This is a genomic window from uncultured Cyclobacterium sp. (assembly GCF_963976465.1).
Lineage (GTDB): Bacteria > Bacteroidota > Bacteroidia > Cytophagales > Cyclobacteriaceae > Cyclobacterium.
Genome location: NZ_CAXBOC010000001.1, coordinates 1 through 18,208 on the forward strand (window position 1 = coordinate 1; position 18,208 = coordinate 18,208).

The window sequence follows — 18,208 nt, forward strand, 5'->3', positions numbered from 1 at the left end:
TTAAGCACATTGGGGTCTACCATACCGGAACCTCCAATTTCTACCCAACCACTGCCTTTACAAATATTGCAACCTTTACCCCCGCAGAGTTGACAAGAAATATCGATTTCTGCACTTGGTTCCGTAAAAGGGAAATAGGAAGGCCTGAACCTTACCTGGGTTTGTTTCCCAAACATCTCTTTTGCGAAATGATATAAAGTCTGCTTCAAATCCGAGAAACTGACATTTTCATCCACATACAAACCTTCCACCTGATGAAATATACAATGTGCTCTGGCAGAAATTGCCTCATTTCTAAATACACGGCCTAACTTGAACAGAAGAGGTATGGGTCCGCAATGCGATGTCAGGGTTTTTTTCAATGAAAAACGTGTCTTGCATTTCACGTGCCGGATGGTTTTCCGGGAAGTTTAATGCGGTGAAATTGTGCCAGTCGTCCTCAATTTCAGGTCCCTCAGAAAGGTTGAAGCCTATTCTTTCAAAAATGGTTACAATTCTTTGCCTTACGGCTGTTAATGGATGAATTCCTCCAACAGGCCAAGCCGTGGGTGGCAAGGTGAGGTCCTGATCGAGCACTCTTTTCTGTTGGCTACCACTTTCAGATTGGGCGATCAATTCCTTAAATTTTTCTTCAGCAAGTTGTTTTACTTCATTGACTTCCTGGCCAAATGCTTTTTTCTGCTCATTCGGTATATTCCTCATTTCAGCAAAAAGGGCACCTATAATGCTCTTTTTACTTATAAACCTCATTCTGAAAGCTTCTAGTTCTTCTGCAGAATCGGCTTTGGCTGCTGCTAATTCAGCTTTAATCTGGTTTATTTTTTCACTATGCATGTGGAAATTCATCTTTGTAAGACCACAAATCTAAAATAATTTTTTGAGGCCACCTATCTTTTAAAAGAGCTAAAAGGGATTCTTTCTACTATAAGCTATCTTCTTCCTCTTCTTTCTTGGGAATTTTGGGTTGCATTAATCCTGAACTTCCCATTAATCCTGAAAAAGTAGCCTTCCACATATAATTGAAAACAAACTTATAAGGAATCCTTTCCACATAGATTGGAGAACTTACCAGCCGGTTAAAAATAGGCCTAGGGTTGTTTTTTCTTAAAGCCAAAGCATTGATGACAAAAGTTAAAATTCCTTTTCTTCCTCCGGCATCTTTTAAGGTACGCTCATCCAAAAGCTGCACTTTAAGCTTGTTGTATTTTAAGGTCATCTCCCCGATTGCTTCATTTTTATCCACCACAAAATGCCATTTTCCTTCCCTTACCTTGCCTCTTTTTACCGTAATAAAAGCATTGGTAGCCAATATGGAGTTGATGGAAGGAAGGTCAAAAGCACCTACCTCTGCCTCCACAGCAATAGGGTAAGGGTCTTCAAATTCCATTTGAACTTTGGCCTTTATCGGAGCTACCTTGTTGATTCTAAAATCGGCTTCCACCTCGGGATTTTTCCTGTCTTCTCCAAATTCCCCCAATCTAAAAGGGTACATTTTGGCATTGAACTGATCAAAAGTAATCTCACCCGGGACCATTCCTTTGATTGGAAACTCTGTATAAGTAAGCATGCCCTCTTTTACAATTAAGGTGTCCAACTCGATGATCTGCTTGGATAGCTCCATCAACTGCTGAGGCATCATCTTGACCACTGTGGTGTCCTCTTCAATTCTTTTGTCTCTAAAAACTTCCAACTGTGGCATTTCCAAGGTCATGCTAAGGGCTTCAATCTTCTCTTCAGCAATAAACCGCTTTAGGTTTAGGCCTTCTATAGTGATTTTTGGCACATACAATTCCATTACATCCGTTTGCTTTCCTACTGCCCGTGCATAGGCAAACCGCCCTACCCTAGGTAAAAACCGAACTTCATTAAGGATCAATTTGTCCTTAGAAACCATTAATTTACCAATGCTTACTTTATTCAAGCTGTCCGGTAAATTCAGTTCATAGTCCTTGAACTCAAAACGGAAATCTTCATTGAAAAAGAAGTCAGAATTGAATTGTTGTTTTTGCGTAAAGTCAAAATTCAGGTCACTGAGAATAAGCCTTAGGTTTTTAAAGGCCCTTTTAGGGATGGTGTCGGACTTGTCTATTAAGGCAAAACTTCCACCATTGAGTTTGAAATTCCTGATCAGGATGCTTTCCAATATTTTGCGGCTCACTTCCTTTCCCTGCCCATTAGGTAATTCAATAGGGGGTTCATTTTTGCTTAGGTAGAGGTTGACCTCAGGATCTGTTAATCGCAATAGGGATACATCAAGCTCTCCGGTTTTTTGAAAACTTGTAAGGGAGCGGGTATTGATGCTGATCTGGGGAATATGTGCTTTAATTATTGGGCCTTGCAGATTTTCAGGGGCTTCTTTAGGCACCACATTCACATTCTCTATCAATATCTCTTCCTTCCGAGAGTCAAGTTGGATTTTTGAAAAAGTGACTGTATGAACACTGTCCTTAAGTGCCAGAGAAAAATTGTCTACATCCAAAGCCATGGTCGAAAAGAAGCTGGCAATGTCTCCATGTGATAACCTGGTAGAATCAAGCAGAAAGTCTGCTATGGCTATGTTGATTCCGGTATTGATTAATTGTAAATCATTTCCATTCTGGTAATTCGCCACATTAAAAGAACCATTGGTGGCCAAAATGGAATCTATTTTGATTACATCAATGGTTTTTGGAAGGTTTCTACTTTTCTTTTTTTCCTCATTTGGCTTGTCTTCTTCTTTGTTAAAGGCCCGGTTGATGGACAAATTCACTTCAGCATCTGAAAACCGAAGTTTGGTCAATGCCAAGGTGTTGTCAAACAAAAAGGCTTCCAGGTCTACTCCACTAAAGCTCAAATCGGGAAAACTCGCCTCAATACTGACCTTTGATTCGAGGTCTTTATTGGGCATTAACTTAACATCGAAGGTATTGATTTCTTCCCGAGCAGAATTGAAGCCGATACGGCCGGCCACAATGCTGTATTTTCCATTGGCCAGGTTAAATAGATAATTGTTAAGGTTGACATCTACTTCATCTGAAAACAAGGTCCTGTTAGCTGCAGGGTTTATGTTTTCGTCCAGATAAAAGTTCCTAATTTTTACTGAGATGTCATTTTCGGCGAAAGATCTAAACTGTTCATTGGCAAAGTTTTCATAGTTGAAAGTACCTTTTTCGGTGCTCAAAGAGTCAATGCTGATCACTTTGAAATAGCTGGTTATCAAATCCAATACATCTCCACGTTTTAGCTTTTCTTGCTTGTTATTTTCTTTGGGGATGTATTTTGTCCAATGGATGATAGGACTGGGGATATCAATATGATTGATAAATAACTTGTTTTGAAAATAGGCTTGGTTGATGTCCACTCCGGTAGCAGAAAATTCCGGTATCTCAATGTCCAAAACGGTTGTTCTGCCATATTTATCCAGCAAGGGAAGTACCGCTTCAGGGGAGAAGGGTTTAAGTTTAAACCCTTCTATATTCAATAGATCCTTTTGGGTGTCAATCAATATTTTGTCCGCCACAAAAAGATGCAGGTTATCCGACAATTTTAGGGCATAGTCTTCAATCTCAAGCCTAAGGTTGTCGGCCAGAAAAATCCTCGAAGAAGTGTCTGACATGTATTTGTCATCCAACTGGAAATTTTCTAGCAGAAAGTTTATTTTCCCGAAAGCCAGACTGTCCTGCCTTACTCTTAGGTGATTGTCTAGCACCAGACTACCATTTTCTACTTCTAATTTCTGGACATATACAGCTTTAAAAAACCCTTTGGTTAATTGCTGCAAGTCGGTCATTTGGGAGGGGTCGCTTTCTTCGGTAGCATTGCCAAGGATGTCTTTGATCACTACATCCGGTGCATTTATTAGCAACTCTCCTATGTCAATGATGTTTTCATTGTAAACTTTTCTCAGATTTGCATTGGCAAATTCCAGCAGTGGTACTTTTATTTCAAAAAGGGAAGCTTCCGCAAGGCTGTCTTCATTCACTTCCGGTTTAAGTTCTATTTCATTGATCTTAACCTTGTCATCTAAAGTAGACAGGTAAATATTGTGTCCTGAAATCCAATGCACCCCGTCGGCCAATGCTATTTTTGCCCGATCAATTTCTAATGTTGCATTTCTTGCATATAGGAAATTATCTTTTTTAAGTTCTTCATCTTGTCCCAGATATACATCTTCCAAAGAAAATTGGATTTCATCTGCTTCAATCCTGTTCTTATTTGGATTATGAACACCCCTTTGCAAGAATTGTCCATCGTCAATGGTCAAAGCTTTTATGGTGATCGACTCCAGTAAATCTTCCACCAAGCCATACATGTCTGTGGTTCTTGCCTCCTCATCCATCGCATTCCTGTCTGTATACAAAACGATATGCGGTGCATTAAGATTGAGGTCTCCAATGGCGACTTTTGACGTTTGGAACATCTCCATGATGTCAGCATCTGTCAAGGCTAGCTTTTCCAAAAATATTTCATAGTAGACGTCTGCAGCTTTTTCCAAATTAGGGGTAACCCTTACCTTGCTCGCCAATATTTGCTTGTCCAGAGAAGAGATGGCTACCTTTTCTGCCATGACCCTATGAATGCTATCTGCTAATGAAACCTCAAAGTCATCAAAATCCAATTGAAAGCCCTCGATGCCAAAAGGAGCATTCTCTTCCTTTTCTCCAATGAGGTGAATGTTTTTGAGGTAAAGGTTGGTGTTTTGGGCAGCAATGGATTTTTGACTTAGGAAATTTTCTATTAAAAAATTGGCCTGATCGATGTAAAAATCATTGATAAAAATCTCCTTTAAGGGACCATTAAGTGATTTTTTAATTTCGAATTCAAGTTGTTTGAGTGGGCTGAATTCTTTGTTATCAGTAAGTTCCAATTGTTGTTTGGACTGGATCATGGGAGCTGTCAAGCGTAGTTCATCAGCTGTTAACTTGCCGTCTTCACCTAGGAAGTTTAGGCCCAATATATCCAATTGATCTACTGAAATTTTATAATAGGGGATCTCTAGGGCATCAAAAATTGTGGGGTCTGTTGGTACAAGTTGAAACTTTTCGACAAAAAGACCACGCTGAAACAAAGAAAGGTACACCCTTTCAAAGTCTACAGCGTATTTGCCTTTTGAAACTTTCTCTACCTGTTGCTGTATATACTCTCTAAATAACCAGTCCGCTCCAAAAAAAAGAATAAAGTGGGTTGAGACAGCAAGAAAGGCGAGAACTGAAATGATTTTCAGCAATCGCTTTCTTTTTTTTCCGGATTTTTTGATATCTATTTCTTCTCCACTCATTTTTCAGATCAAGAATACAAAATAAAGAGGAAAATGTTTAAGAAAGACTGCTAAAAGAAAAATTTGAGCTGCCATAAATAAAAAAGCCGGTGGATATATGTTTCAATATATTCACCGGCTTGGGTATAAATGCTGTAGGAGAAGGATTCGAACCTCCACGAGGTTGTTAGGCAACACATTGAGCTCGATGTGTGCTTTGTCCAATACGCCGGATTAACCGGTTTCCTCACCCCCGAGACAGGAGGGCATGTCTGCCAATTTCAACACCCTACAGTGTTTGAGAACTTTATCAAAAATCACTTCGCTTTTCCAGAGCGGAAACCGAATTATATTTTGATATAACAAATGTAATAAATCGTAGAGATTAAGAAAATATTATCATTAGAAATATTAAAAAATTATAATATTCTTAAAAAAGTATCTAAAAATAAGACTTATTGGAAATTATAAGTCTTATTATATTGTCGCTTTTAGAGATTCAATAATTGGCTATTTTTCAAATTTTACATAATTTTCCCACTTTTCGATGACCGTTAACATGTCCTCCGGTATTTCCCCTTCAAAATACAATTCTTCGCCACTTATCGGGTGAATAAAACCCAAAGATTTGGCATGTAGTGCCTGCCTGGGGAGTATCTGAAAACAATTTTGAATGTAGGATTTGTACTTTGAATATTGGGTACCTTTTCGAATTTGATCTCCTCCATACATGGCATCATTAAATAGCGGGTGGCCGATGTATTTCATATGAGCCCGAATCTGGTGTGTCCTTCCGGTTTCTAGCTCGCAGCTTAAAAGGCTGACATACCGAAGTCTTTTGATAACCTTCCAGTGAGTGATGGCTGATTTTCCGGCATCACCTTCAGGGTAGGCCTGCATCACTTTCCGGTCTTTGACACCCCGGCCTATGGGTACATTGATTGTTCCTTCATCCTCAACTGGTTCTCCCCAGACCAAGGCCACATAGGTTCTTGATATGGAATGATCAAAAAACTGCTTGGCAAGATGACTCATGGCCCTTTCAGATTTAGCAATTACCAAGAGTCCACTGGTGTCTTTGTCTATCCTGTGTACCAAACCCGGACGCCCTGAATTTCCGGGTAATTCAGGAAGATTTTTAAAATAATAGGCCAAGGCATTGACTAAGGTGCCGGTCCAGTTGCCATGTGCAGGGTGCACCACCATGCCTGCAGGTTTATAAACCACCATTAGGTGGTCATCTTCATACCTGATGTCTAAAGGAAGATCCTCCGCTACCACTTCAGTTTCCTTGCGACTTTTTTCCATGGCAAAGGTAATCAGGTCGCCGGCTTTGATTTTATAGTTGGCTTTTACTACCTCCCCATTTACTTTAACTATTCCTGAAAGAATGCTTTGCTGAACCTTATTTCTAGTAGCATAGGCCAGTTTATCGGTAATAAATTTGTCTATTCTAATCGAACTTTGGCCGGGATCTACAGTCAGTTCATGGTGATCGAAAAAACTTTCCTCTTCCGGTAATTCTTCATTCGTGATCTCTGTCATGGTGCAAAATTAGGATTTGATCAAAAACAATTAGAGTTTTGACTTAAAATCATTGGATAAATTTATTTTGACTGCGTTAAAACCTGCCATATATCAGCCACTTCACGATCCGTTAATCAGTGAAAAGGGCTTAGAAGTAATAGTTAAAAGACTGGATCTACTTCATCCAGATGTTCAAGGTAACAAATTTTATAAACTACATTATAACCTTGAAGCGGCGAAGAAATCGGGGCTTTCACAAGTATTGACCTTTGGAGGGGCATATTCCAACCATATTCATGCCACCGCCTTGGCGGCTTCTGCAAATGGGTTGAAGGCCATAGGAGTCATTAGAGGTGAACTTGTCACTCCACTTAATCCAACCTTGGAAGATGCGCGGAATCAAGGGATGGAATTGTACCCAATGTCTAGGGAAGAATACAGGCAAAAAGACAGTGCTACGATACTTAAAAGCTTGAAAGACAAATTTGGGGAGTTTTATTTGATCCCTGAGGGAGGAACCAATGCCCTGGCCATAAAAGGAACCCAGGAAATATTGGAGGACAAGGATTTGACAATGGATTTTGTTACTTGTCCTATTGGGACCGGAGGTACATTTGCAGGGCTCTTGGCAAGTGCCAGATTCAAGCAAAAGCTTATTGGCTTTTCTTCTTTGAAAGGTGATTTTATAATTTCTGAGGTGGATCAGTTGCTCCGCAAATATGGGACTCAGCCCAATTGTGCGTATGAAATCCAGACCGCCTATCATTTTGGAGGATACGCCAAGCAAAAGCCAACCTTGATATCATTTATACAGGAAATAAAAACAAAAGCCAATCTACCACTTGAGCCTGTATATACAGGAAAGATGGTATTTGGCCTTTTTGACTTGATTCAGAAAGATTATTTCCCCAGGGGAAGTAAAATATTGGTTTTACACACCGGAGGATTGCAAGGAATCCGCGGGTATGAGCAAAGACTCGGCATTAAGTTTTGACCTACACCTCTCCGGAAGTTTCCACTTTTTCTAGAATGGCAGCATAATCCAAATCATTCCAATTCTTGGGGACATCCGGGTCTTTCATTACCTCATCCATCACTTTTTCCTGAAGTTTACCAATGGCATAAGCCTCCGAATAGCGCATATTAGAAAAAGTTACCATGCTGTACAGGGGTTGCCATTCTTTGGGATACAATTCATGCAGTTTGGCTTCAATCTTTTTCCGTATCAGAAATTTAGGATCAGCTATATTGTCACTCATCTCTTTAAAATTATCCATGGCCAGCTGGCAGATGGCATCGGTATCTGGTTTCCTTGTTTTCTGAAATTTTTCGAAGACCAAATCCCAAGAGGAAGTACCGTATTTCTCGATAAGGTTGTCCAAAATAAAACAATCTTCAAATCCACAGTTCATGCCTTGTCCATAGAAAGGAACCATGGCATGGGCCGCATCGCCTATGAGCAAGGCGTTGTTTTCAGTCCATGGATAGCACTCTGTATTGATAAGTGCAGAAGTAGGATTATTTTTGAAATCAGCCAACAAATTCGGCATCAAATCAAAGGCGTCATTGAAGTAAGTTTTAAAAATTAGATTGATATCCTTGTCATCATAGATATTTTCAAAGCTAACTTTATAACCTTCAAAAGGCAAAAACAGGGTACAGGTAAAAGACTTGTCCAAATTAGGCAATGCTATGAGCATGAACTTTCCCCTTGGCCAAATATGAAGGGCATTGGGGTCCAGTGCAAAATCTCCTGTAGCAGTAGGTGGAATGTGTAATTCCTTATAGCCGTGAGAGATAAATTTTTGGTAAAAATTAAATCTTACTTGGCTTTGAAAGGCATTTCTTAGAGCAGAGTAGGAGCCATCAGAACCAATTAGCACATCTGAAGTCATCCGTTTTTCTGAGCCATCTTCAAGGCAAAATTCCACTTCTCGCTTAGAAACATTGACATTTTCCACTTTGTGGTTAAAATAAATCTTTGTGCCCAGTGCTTCAGCTTCATCCATTAGCAGTTCATTAAATACATTTCTGCTGATGGAATAAATGGCCTGATTCTCTTTTCCGTAGGGTTGAAAGTAGGTATTCCCATGTTCATTATGGATTCTTCTGCCGGACAAGGCTAAGGTATAGGGCAAAACTTTTTCTTTCAAGCCTGCTTTTTCCAAGGCATTCCAGCCTCTGTCGCTCAAAGCCATATTGATTGATCTGCCTTCTCCGGTTTTATTTGAATTGCGCCAATCCTGACGTTTTTCATAAATAGTAACATCTAGTCCTCTTTTTTTGAGGTATATGGCGAGCAGGGATCCGATGAGTCCCGCGCCCAATAGGTCTATTTTCTCTTTCATTTTTTAACAGGTTTAATTTTTGGGGTTATTCTTTCAATGAGTTTTTGAGGATTTTACTGAATTCAAAAACATCCTGAAAGCTATTGTACATAGGGGTGGGTGCAAGTCTGATGACATTCGGATTTCTCCAATCCGCCACCACTCCGTTATCAATCCACAAATCAAAAACTTCTTTGCCTTTTTTGTGAATCAATAAAGAGAGTTGGCATCCCCTTTCTGTTGGTTTTAAGGGAGTTATAATTTCTAACAATTCCGGGTCTTTAATTGTTTCACGAATGGCAAATTCGAGATAACCGGTTAATTGAATACTCTTTTTTCTTAAGTTTTCTAAGCCGGCTTCGGCAAATAATTCCAGCGAAGCCTGGTGGGCAGCTAAGCCCAGTACATTGTCGTTGCTTAATAACCAGCCATCTGCTCCGGGCATATGCTTGAAGCCCTTATTCATTTTAAATCGTTCTTTTTCATCATGTCCCCACCAGCCGGCAAATCTAGGCAGCAGGGGGTTGTCACGGTGTTTTTCGTTCACGAAGATTCCCGCGACATTACCGGGTCCTGAGTTGAGGTATTTGTAGCTACACCAAGTTGCGAAGTCTACTCCCCAGTCATGGAGCTGGAGCGGAACATTTCCTATGGCATGAGCAAGATCAAAGCCTACAGGGATATTGTGTTGATTGGCTGCTTTACTTATGGCTTTTAAGTCAAACAACTGTCCTGTATAGTACTGAAGTCCCGAAAGCATGACCAAGGCCAATTCATCTTTATGGCTTTCTATATTTTGAAGAATGTCTTCGGTGCGTAACAGGTGTTCATTTGGTCTTGGCGCCAATTCCAGTATGGCTTCATCTGGAATCAAGCCATGAAATTTTACCTGAGACTCCAATATATACTGATCAGAAGGAAAAGCCCCGGCTTCGGTTAGGATCTTGAATTTTTTTCCTTTGGGTTGATAAAACGACACCATCAATAGGTGGAGGTTTACACTTAGGCTATTCATGGCTACAACCTCCTCCGGATTGGCCCCAACCAAAGGTCCAAGCAGGCTTTTTGAAGGTTTTCTGGCATCGACCCAGGGTACTTTGCCTTCAAAGTGACCGTCCACTCCTTTATCGGCCCATTTTTCCAGTTCTTGTTTCAAGTAAGCATTGACGGTTCGGGGCTGTAAACCAAGAGAATTGCCACAAAAATAGATCAGTGGTTGGCCATTTTGTTCCGGAATATAAAATTTTTCCCGGAAAGTGGACAGTGGATCAGCTTGATCCATTTTGTACGCAAATTCCGGTGTTAATTCAAATGCAATCTGATCCATATTTGGATGAAAATGGGGGTATACTTAATTTAAATCAAGGATTAAGGAATCATTTCCATCCTATTTTTGCATTACTGTACCGCATTTTTTACAGCGTGTGTTTTCGGGGTTGGCCCAAAAACGATCCATTATAGGTGGCAGCTGGTTTACTATATCTGTGATGGTGGCATATTCTTCGTAAAGTTTGTTGTCACAGTTTTCACAAAACCAAAGAAAACCATCTTCTTCACCCGGTTTTCTATACCTCTCTATCACCAGGCCCACTGTATTGGCCGGTCTTCTGGGGCTATGAGGCACTCTGGGAGGCAGTAGAAACACTTCCCCTTCTTTGATGGGTATGTCTTTCATTACCCCATCGTCTACTATTTTAAGAACAATATCACCTTCAACTTGGTAAAAGAACTCCTCACCTTCGTTATAATGGTAATCCTTTCTGGCGTTTGGACCTCCTACCACCATGACGATAAAGTCGTCATTTTCCAGGTACATTTGTTGATTGCCCACTGGAGGTTTTAATAAATGGCGGTGATCATCTATCCATTTAGTGAAATTGATTGGTTGGGAAACGGCCATAATTTGAATAGTTTTAATGATTATGCCTGGGCTTTCTTGATCCTACTGAAATGAATTATAGGCCTAAGGCGAACGGCCAAAATTATAAAAAATATCCTATTAATGAACTATATAAACCTTAGCATTAACAAAATGGTAAAAATGATTGTTTTCAAAGGTTTTATGCCGGGTTTTGAATAAATGGTGAGCTACCAATATTTTATCATTGCTATTCAGTAACTTGCCCGAAAAAGTAAATGATTGGTTTGCTTTCACCTGCTAAAATGATTCAATTCAGCCTTTTTTAAGCCCTTATGTCCTCACACCATTTTGTAAAAGAACAACAAGAACCGGCTTTGCTTCTGTTGCTTGAAGAAATTGAAGATACGGAAACTCTCTCTTCCCTGCTCGAATGGGTGCCTACCGTCCTGGTTACCCAAAACAATGTGCAAAAAATCATGTCCTTGGGTATCAAAATTGATGGGATTCTTGCCACAAAGGAATTCCAGAATGCCAACCCTTACTTGCTTGAAGAACAGCATCCGGTAATATTTATCACTTCGGCTGAAGGTGCCTTCTTAGAAGCCGGCCTCAACTACCTTAGGGAAAAAGAGCATCATGCGGTAAATATCCTGAACTTTGATCCCTTGCGTATAAGGGAGTTGCTTCCTCAACTATCAAATTTGGACATCGTATTTTTTTACAATGGAATAAGGTATTTTCCGGCCAGGAAAGGAAAAATGAAAAAATGGTTCCCCGAAGGTCCCATACAGGTACATGGCGCTGAAGGACAATTTATTGAACATCAATCGGCTTCTTCTTCCAATGTTTTTCGGATCCAATACACCACCTTTTTAGAGCTTGAAGAGGGTTTTCATACCTTTAGTAGCAATGATTTATTTTGGATAGGGACCTTGGTGTAGGCGAGAAATCAAGCAAAAAATATGATATAGACCAAATGGCCAAAATTTAAGGTTTCTCCTGCCTTTTTAACCCTAGATGTGCAATAGACCATTTACTTCAACATTACGAGGCCTAATTTACAATCCGGATTTTAAGTTTTAAGATTATGCTTGCCGGACTTGGCCATAAACGATGCGATCCTTTCCGTTGATGTCCCGGATAAGCCGGACTTCTCCAAAGCCTTCACTGTTCATCATGGAAACGACTTCCGGACCAAAAGCTTCATTGATTTCAAAATACAGGAAGCCATTAGGGTTGAGAGATTCTTTGGCATGAAGGCATATGGCTTTGTAGAAGCGCAAGGGGTCCTCATTGGGTACAAACAAAGCCAATTCAGGCTCATGTTTCAGCACATTGGCTTGCATCAAGGCACGTTCTTTTTCCAACACATAGGGAGGGTTGCTGACCATAAGGTCATATTGATCCAAATGCAAATCTTTATTCAAAACATCAGCTTTGATAAAATTGAGCTTTGCTCCATGTTTTGCTGCATTGTGTTTGGCGATGGCCAAAGCTTGCTCACTAATATCTAGGGCCGATACCTCCGCTTCTGCCCATTCCAGCGCCAAGGATATGGCAATGCAACCAGAGCCTGTCCCAAGGTCAAGGACTTTCATTTTTCCTTTGTGGTTTTGTAGAATCAGTTGGACCAGTTCTTCGGTCTCATTTCTGGGAATCAGTACACCGGGGCCAACCCTAAATTCTCTTCCATAAAACGGTGCTTTTGCCAATATGTATTGTATGGGTTCACCAGCCATTAATTTGGCCATGGCATTTTCTAAGTTTTCAGGAACTAAAGGAATGGGTTTTTTATTTAATACATCTTTACGGTCCACAGACAAATAGGCTTCGAAAAGCCACATCACCAGACTTCGTGCTTCAGTTTCCGGATAAAGGGAGGTTAATTGGCTTACATAGGCCTTGTATACGTCTCTTAAATTCATTTTTTAATTGGGTTACCGATCCCTTTGTTATTGATGAAAAACCAAAAATAAATAGCCCCTATAGCATAACAAACCAAATCCAAGGGGTCTCGAACATACACAGAAGACCAAGCGGGCAGGAACCCTTCGAATAATAGACCAAAGTATACCAGGCCAATGATGATTTGCTTTTTGGTGAAGACCAGTTGTGTAGGGTCTTGATGCATCCACCTAAACGCTTGTAAGGTAATGCCAAGGACCACCGGTATGGCAAGGAGGTCATCCAGGTAACTGTGCAAAAGTGGCAAAAACAGGCCTTGAATCTTTTCAAGGTACTGATTGGCCCAGAATAGTATACATGGAAACCAGAAGAAGGGATTTTTGAGCACCGACATTATCCGGGCAAAGCAGCTATCAGCCAAGCAATTATTGTGATAATGGTGATATATAGGCTATAAAAGAAATTACCCACTATTTTGGATTTCTTTACAAATGCACTGTCGCTTTCCTTAATGTAGAAAATCCACTGTTCTTCATTGACTTTCTTTTGAGCAGCTCTTTTTTCTTCGAAGGCCAATTCTTCCTTTCCGAGTATTTCACCGCAATGTTCGCAGGTATCTGTCAGGTTTTGATTCCATTCAGTCCATTTTCCACAATTTGGGCATTTTTTTTCTCCCATAGCAGCAAAAATACCAAAATATCCATCTTCTGCCAACTCCTCTTATGCTTCTTGGGCATATTCCCCGTACATATTTTCTATATTTGTGGTTAAATTAAAAATGCCTATATGAAGCTCTTTCCAAATACAGTTAACGCAGTGGTCAAAGCGTTGGAAGAAATATTTGACAATAACCATTACTGGTTCGGTACCTATTGGGTATTGCATGACAGGGTCTTGCCCGATTGGAGAGAGTTCAAAGGTATCAATGGAGAGAAAATCAGGCAACATAGGTCTAAGATAGAAGACCGGGCCGTGTTGCAGTCCATACCGGATTGGTTAGATGAAATGGGAGCTGCACAATTGGGTGACAATTGGGAGCCCGAATTGGCCAGTCTAAATGAACAAGCGCAGGTGGTATTGCGTGCCAATACGCTTAAGACACAGCGCACTGAGCTCAAAAATAAACTGGAGGAACTGGAAGTAAAAGCATATGTTCCAAAAGAATATCCTGATGCTTTGGTTTTGCTAAAGCGCAAGAATGTGTTCCGGACACCACTATTTAAAGAGGGGCTATTTGAGGTACAGGATGCTTCTTCGCAAATGGTAGCTGCAGCTTTGGAAGTGGAGCCAGGTATGAGGGTGATCGATGCCTGTTCAGGTGCAGGAGGTAAAGCCTTACATTTGGCGGCCTTGATGCAGAACAAAGGCAGGATTTTGGCCATGGATACAGAAGCCTGGAAGTTAAAAAATGCCAAGTTAAGAGCCAGAAGAGCAGGGATTTCAATAATGGAAACCAAGGCCATTGAGAGTAACAAAACCATTAAAAGGCTTCATGAAAGTGCTGACCGTTTGTTGTTAGACGTTCCTTGTTCTGGCTTGGGAGTTTTAAAGAGAAATCCGGATACCAAGTGGAAGCTCAACCCGGCATCCATAGCAAAAGTAGAAGCCTTACAAAAAGAGATCTTGTTTCAGTATCCCTCCATGCTCAAACCGGGTGGAATTATGATTTATGCTACTTGTAGTATTCTTCCTTCTGAAAATCACAAGCAAGTGGAGGCTTTCCTAAACAGTGAAAATGGTCAGCAATTTGAACTCATGGAAGAAACTCAGGTGCTTTCCCATGAAAGTGGCTTTGATGGGTTTTATATTGCCAAATTGAGAAAGAAAAAATAATGAGGTCATTTTTACTGGGGCTAATTTTAGTAATAGTATCATGTGAGACAAGCGAAAAACCTCTTTCCTCACACAAAATATTGGTGATAGGCAACAGTATCACCATCCACCCACCGGATTCTTCCATAGGTTGGAATGCCAATTGGGGCATGGCTGCCAGTGGCCCCGAGCAGGATTATTTTGCATTATTGAAAGCCGATTTACAAAACCTAACGTCTCAATTGTATATGATGCGTGAGAATGTGTATCCTTTTGAAAGAGGCTTTGAAACATTAAACTTTGAACAATATGCTCACCTGAAAGCCTTTGATGCAGATATAATTATCATTAGGCTGGGGGAGAATATAGAAGATGGAGAAATTTCAAATTGGAATTTAGCCGAGGCCATTGAGGAATTTGCCTTTTATCTTGGAGGAGAGGATACAAAATATATTGTGACGACTACTTTCTGGCCAAGACCCCTAGTGAATGAACAATTGATTCATGCTGCCAATGAAAATTTATGGAAGGTAGTTGATATTAGTGACTTAGGGGCAGATCCTGATAATATGGCTATTGGAAAATTCGAAAATCAAGCGGTGGCTTCTCATCCAAATGACCGAGGAATGAGGGGCATAAGTGCAGCTTTGTCCAAGGCCGTTAAGGATATGGAACAATGACTCTCTCCAAAGATTATTCCTTTTAGCAGAGACAAATTTAATTTTTTTAACATTTTTTTTAGAAAAAAATTGATTCGCATGTTAAATTCATTGTATCTTTGACGGGCAAATAGGGTATTTAACCATTTGCCATGAATCCAAACACAGATAAATTTCTCTTCGAAGCACTCACCTATGATGATGTGCTTTTAGTACCAGGATATTCCGAGGTACTTCCCCGCGACACCTCCACTTCTACGCGCCTTACCAAAAACATTCAATTGGAAATTCCATTGGTTTCTGCAGCCATGGACACTGTTACTGAAGCTGAATTGGCCATTGCCATTGCCTTAGAAGGCGGGCTTGGTTTTATTCACAAAAACATGACCATCGAAAAGCAGGCAGCTCAGGTAAGAAAGGTAAAAAGATCTCAAAGTGGAATGATCTTGGATCCCATTACCTTAGACATCGATGCTAAGGTAAAAGATGCAGAAGCCATAATGAGTGAATACAATATTGGCGGTATTCCTGTAGTAGATGAGAACAGGTTTCTCAAAGGAATCATCACCAATAGGGATTTACGATTTATCAAGGACCTAAGTCGACCGGTAAAGGAGATCATGACCATGGAAAAGCTAATCACTGCAAAAGCAGGGATTACGTTAGAAGAGGCAGAAGAAGTCCTTCAAGAATACAAAATCGAGAAGTTGCCTATAGTGGATGAAGACTATAAGTTGACCGGCTTAATTACTTATAAGGATATCCTAAAGCGCAGAGATAAACCTCATGCGTGTAAGGATAGTTTTGGCCGATTACGTGTAGGCGCTGCAGTAGGTGTTACGGCTGATATAGAGCAAAGAGTGGGAGCCTTGGTAAATGCAGGAGTAGATGTTATTAGTATTGATACCGCTCATGGCCATTCCAAAGGAGTGATTGAGACTTGTAAAAAGATCAAAACCATATTCCCAGACCTTGATGTGATTGTTGGGAACATCGCCACTGCAGAAGCCGCCATAGCTTTGGCAGATGCGGGGGCCGATGGAGTAAAAGTGGGCGTTGGGCCGGGTAGTATTTGTACCACTAGGGTAATTGCCGGTGTGGGTATGCCTCAACTGTCCGCTGTCATGGAGTGTTCAAATGCCTTGAAAGGAAGAGATGTTCCTGTTATTGCAGATGGAGGAATTCGATATTCCGGAGATATTGTAAAAGCCTTGGCTGCAGGAGCTGCTTCAGTAATGATCGGTTCTATCCTTGCTGGAACTGAGGAAGCACCCGGAGAGATAATAATCTTTGACGGAAGGAAATTTAAATCTTACCGCGGTATGGGCTCTCTAGAGGCCATGGAATCGGGATCCAAAGATCGTTATTTCCAAGATGCCGAAGAAAACATTAAGAAACTGGTACCTGAAGGCATAGTGGGACGAATAGCTTTCAAAGGCCTGGTTTCAGAAGTGCTGTACCAAATGGTAGGAGGCTTGCAGGCAGGCATGGGTTATTGCGGAACAGCTACCATAGATGACCTCAGAGAGAAAGGAAAATTTGTCAAGATCACAGCTGCCGGAGTAAGGGAGTCACATCCTCATGACATCAACATAACAAGAGAAGCACCGAACTATAGTGCCAAATCTTAATACGGGACATTTATAATAATAAAAAAGGCCGGTGGAAATTTTCCACCGGCCTTTTTTAATGTATAAAAGGGATTTTTAATCCGGATTATGAAATAGATTTTCTATTGCCTATTTCGAGTTTAATCCATGCCTAGAAAGGCGACATCAAAAACCAACACGGAGTTGGCCGGAACCCTTGCAACGTTCTCATTGTCTTGATAGGCATAGGGGGATGGGATGATAATGGTAGCTTTCGCGCCACTTCGAATTCTTTGAAATCCATAAGTAAAGCCTTGAATGGCCCCTCCATTAGAAGTACTTTGCCCAAGGAAGAAAGAAAATATATCGTAATTTCTGTCTTCATCATAAATATCATTTTCCATGGCCACGTCTTCAAGGTTGGAGTCAAAAACAGTCCCATCCAGCAAATAACCGGTGTAATTGGTATAAACCACATTCCCTGAAACAGGTCTTGACCCGGTTCCTTCCTCTGTCACGATGACCACCACTCCCGAAGGATCGTGGATCCTATAAAGGCTGTCATATTGAGCAGTTTCTAAATAGGTATCAATTTTTTCCCTGTCAATGGCTAAATTTCCTTCCGTGTCATAGGTAGGATAGCCATAGCCACTCAAATTGTCATCACAAGAAAAACTGACAATGGCCAGACAGAAAATAATAATTAATTGCTTTGTACTCATCCTTTAGCTATTTGTTTAAGGTTGATAAGGTCTGTTTTCAGTCAGGTCTAATTCAAAAACCAAAACAGAATTTGGTGGGATAGAACCTGCTCCCTGAGTTCCATAACCATAATAAGATGGAATAAGTGCCGTAGCTTTCTCTCCTTCCTTCATTAAAGAAAGAGCTCCATGCCAACCTTGGATAACATCCGACACTCCAAGCACTAGTTCATAGGGTTCGTAGGTTCTGGATTCGCTATAGAGACCATTGTCTCTTGCTGTTTGCTCAATAGAAGAGTCAAACACCGTACCGTCCAGTAGCATACCGGTATAATCCACAGCCAAAGTATCCCCGTAAGCTGCTACTTCACCTTCTTCTACCACTTCTGTAAACAAAAGTACAATACCTGTCCCTTCTATTTCCTCCTTTTTCATGTATTCGTCCGGGAAATTCTGAATATAGGTTTCAATTTTATCGAGATCTTCTTGAAAAATCACGTCCAAATTTTCCTCTTCCGAGACACAGGAAAGTAAAACAGCGAAAAGAGGCATGAATGCCAAATACTTAATATTTCTAATCATGGTAGGTAT

Annotated in this window: 15 protein-coding genes and 1 pseudogene; 5 read left to right on the forward strand and 11 right to left on the reverse strand. The window is 40.6% G+C overall.

The window, feature by feature from the left end:
• The 3 genes and pseudogenes from AAC037_RS00005 to AAC037_RS00015 all read right to left on the reverse strand — a co-directional run.
• Positions 1-834 (reverse strand): annotated as a pseudogene (locus AAC037_RS00005) (phenylalanine--tRNA ligase subunit alpha); the annotation flags it as partial.
• Between the two features lie 88 nt (positions 835-922).
• Entirely contained in the window at positions 923-5,257 is a 4,335-nt protein-coding gene (locus AAC037_RS00010; protein ID WP_339900688.1) for a hypothetical protein, read from the reverse strand.
• Positions 5,258-5,746: 489 nt separating this feature from the next.
• Complete coding sequence (locus AAC037_RS00015; RefSeq protein WP_339900690.1) at positions 5,747-6,781, reverse strand: RluA family pseudouridine synthase; 1,035 nt, start codon at positions 6,779-6,781, stop codon at positions 5,747-5,749.
• A 52-nt stretch (positions 6,782-6,833) separates the two neighbouring features.
• Between AAC037_RS00015 and AAC037_RS00020 the strand changes: the two genes are divergently transcribed.
• A complete protein-coding gene (locus AAC037_RS00020; RefSeq protein ID WP_339900691.1) occupies positions 6,834-7,757 on the forward strand; it encodes a pyridoxal-phosphate dependent enzyme in 924 nt (307 codons plus the stop codon).
• A gap of 1 nt (position 7,758) precedes the next feature.
• Here AAC037_RS00020 and AAC037_RS00025 read toward each other — a convergent pair whose 3' ends face one another.
• From AAC037_RS00025 to AAC037_RS00035, 3 genes are read right to left on the reverse strand one after another with little or no spacing between them, the layout of a single operon-like run.
• Positions 7,759-9,111 carry an NAD(P)/FAD-dependent oxidoreductase gene (locus AAC037_RS00025; protein ID WP_339900693.1) on the reverse strand — a complete coding sequence of 451 codons (1,353 nt, stop codon included), beginning with the start codon at positions 9,109-9,111 and terminating at the stop codon, positions 7,759-7,761.
• A 25-nt stretch (positions 9,112-9,136) separates the two neighbouring features.
• Positions 9,137-10,417 (reverse strand): kynureninase, encoded by a 1,281-nt coding sequence (kynU, locus tag AAC037_RS00030; RefSeq protein WP_339900694.1) that lies wholly within the window; start codon positions 10,415-10,417, stop codon positions 9,137-9,139.
• Between the two features lie 60 nt (positions 10,418-10,477).
• The gene (locus AAC037_RS00035; RefSeq protein ID WP_339900695.1) at positions 10,478-10,990 is read right to left on the reverse strand and encodes a 3-hydroxyanthranilate 3,4-dioxygenase; all 513 of its coding nucleotides are present in this window, start codon (positions 10,988-10,990) and stop codon (positions 10,478-10,480) included.
• 293 nt (positions 10,991-11,283) lie between these two features.
• On the opposite strand from AAC037_RS00035, the gene AAC037_RS00040 reads away from it, so the two are divergent.
• Positions 11,284-11,892 carry a thiamine pyrophosphokinase gene (locus AAC037_RS00040; RefSeq protein WP_339900696.1) on the forward strand — a complete coding sequence of 203 codons (609 nt, stop codon included), beginning with the start codon at positions 11,284-11,286 and terminating at the stop codon, positions 11,890-11,892.
• A gap of 144 nt (positions 11,893-12,036) precedes the next feature.
• Here AAC037_RS00040 and prmC read toward each other — a convergent pair whose 3' ends face one another.
• The 3 genes from prmC to AAC037_RS00055 are packed head-to-tail and all read right to left on the reverse strand — an operon-like array spanning position 12,037 to position 13,570.
• The gene (gene prmC / locus AAC037_RS00045) at positions 12,037-12,876 is read right to left on the reverse strand and encodes a peptide chain release factor N(5)-glutamine methyltransferase (RefSeq protein ID WP_339900698.1); all 840 of its coding nucleotides are present in this window, start codon (positions 12,874-12,876) and stop codon (positions 12,037-12,039) included.
• Positions 12,873-13,250, reverse strand: coding sequence for a magnesium citrate secondary transporter (locus AAC037_RS00050; RefSeq protein WP_339900699.1), 378 nt, complete (start codon positions 13,248-13,250; stop codon positions 12,873-12,875). Before AAC037_RS00050 ends, prmC begins: the two co-directional genes overlap by 4 nt.
• Entirely contained in the window at positions 13,250-13,570 is a 321-nt protein-coding gene (locus AAC037_RS00055) for a hypothetical protein (protein WP_303613257.1), read from the reverse strand. Before AAC037_RS00055 ends, AAC037_RS00050 begins: the two co-directional genes overlap by 1 nt.
• A gap of 72 nt (positions 13,571-13,642) precedes the next feature.
• On the opposite strand from AAC037_RS00055, the gene AAC037_RS00060 reads away from it, so the two are divergent.
• The 3 genes from AAC037_RS00060 (at position 13,643) to guaB (ending at position 16,958) form a co-directional block, all read left to right on the forward strand.
• Positions 13,643-14,689, forward strand: a complete 1,047-nt coding sequence (locus tag AAC037_RS00060) for a methyltransferase domain-containing protein (RefSeq protein ID WP_339900704.1) — start codon at positions 13,643-13,645, stop codon at positions 14,687-14,689.
• Complete coding sequence (locus AAC037_RS00065; protein WP_339900706.1) at positions 14,689-15,348, forward strand: SGNH/GDSL hydrolase family protein; 660 nt, start codon at positions 14,689-14,691, stop codon at positions 15,346-15,348. The genes AAC037_RS00060 and AAC037_RS00065 overlap by 1 nt, the downstream gene beginning before the upstream one ends.
• A gap of 131 nt (positions 15,349-15,479) precedes the next feature.
• The gene (guaB, locus tag AAC037_RS00070; protein ID WP_339900707.1) at positions 15,480-16,958 is read left to right on the forward strand and encodes an IMP dehydrogenase; all 1,479 of its coding nucleotides are present in this window, start codon (positions 15,480-15,482) and stop codon (positions 16,956-16,958) included.
• 119 nt (positions 16,959-17,077) lie between these two features.
• On the opposite strand, the gene AAC037_RS00075 is transcribed toward guaB, so the two are convergent.
• The gene (locus AAC037_RS00075; RefSeq protein WP_339900708.1) at positions 17,078-17,638 is read right to left on the reverse strand and encodes an FKBP-type peptidyl-prolyl cis-trans isomerase; all 561 of its coding nucleotides are present in this window, start codon (positions 17,636-17,638) and stop codon (positions 17,078-17,080) included.
• A gap of 15 nt (positions 17,639-17,653) precedes the next feature.
• On the reverse strand, positions 17,654-18,199 hold the full coding sequence (locus AAC037_RS00080) for an FKBP-type peptidyl-prolyl cis-trans isomerase (RefSeq protein WP_339900709.1): 546 nt from the start codon (positions 18,197-18,199) through the stop codon (positions 17,654-17,656).
• Positions 18,200-18,208 lie beyond the last annotated feature (9 nt).